This window comes from Bartonella sp. AA168HLJHH (genome assembly GCF_042197365.1).
In the GTDB taxonomy this organism is placed as follows: domain Bacteria; phylum Pseudomonadota; class Alphaproteobacteria; order Rhizobiales; family Rhizobiaceae; genus Bartonella.
Genome location: NZ_JBHIRS010000077.1, coordinates 1 through 760, shown reverse-complemented (window position 1 = coordinate 760; position 760 = coordinate 1). Strand labels below are relative to the sequence as shown.

At 37.6% G+C, this 760-nt stretch carries 1 protein-coding gene; it reads right to left on the bottom strand.

The window, feature by feature from the left end; genetic code table 11:
* Positions 1–70: 70 nt before the first annotated feature.
* Positions 71–760, bottom strand: a 690-nt coding sequence (locus tag ACFINM_RS09830; protein ID WP_375641369.1) for an ABC transporter substrate-binding protein, incomplete at its 5' end; no start/stop codon positions are given.

The window sequence follows — 760 nt, the reverse complement described above, 5'->3', positions numbered from 1 at the left end:
TTAAAGAGCTTTGCAATACATCAAATATATCATGACCATGTTTTTTATATTTTATAAACTTGATACCTTCTTATTTTTCAATTGCACTATAAAAAATACGTGGTGCACTATTCCAAACCCATTTTTTAACATCAGGTGTCATCGCTATCGTGTGATACGTCTGATAGATAAAAGCATAAGGCCCTTTCTGCATAAAATCACGTTGTAAATCAGCATACATTTGCGCCCGTTTTTTGGGATCTTTTTGAAACAATGCATCTTGAACCTTTTGATTCATAGTTTCATCCAAATACCCATGGCACCAACTCGCATAGCCTGTATTTTTCGCCTCAAGCCGATTATCTGGATTATAAATAAGACGTGAAGCCATTGTATGAGGATCCGCAGAGCCATTATTCCATCCGAAAAAAATTGTATCAAAACCACGCGCATAAAATTTTGAAAACAACTGCGTACCTACAAAACGTTCAATTTTAAAACGTACTCCAACTTTTTTTGCATTGTCTTGGAGAGACTGAGCAATAGGCAAAGCAAAAGGATAAGGAGAGGCACCGGCAAAAATACTGGCCTCAAAACCATCCGGATAACCTGCCTCTGTTAAAAGTTGCTTTGCTTTTTGGAGATCAAGTTTAAAGGGTTGTCCCTCTTTTTCATCCAAAGCTCCAAGATTACCAAGAGGAATAAAACTTGCACGTGGAATACCAACATCTTTGAGAAGAGTCTTACCGAGTCCTTCATAGTCAATAAGATAGCGCATCGC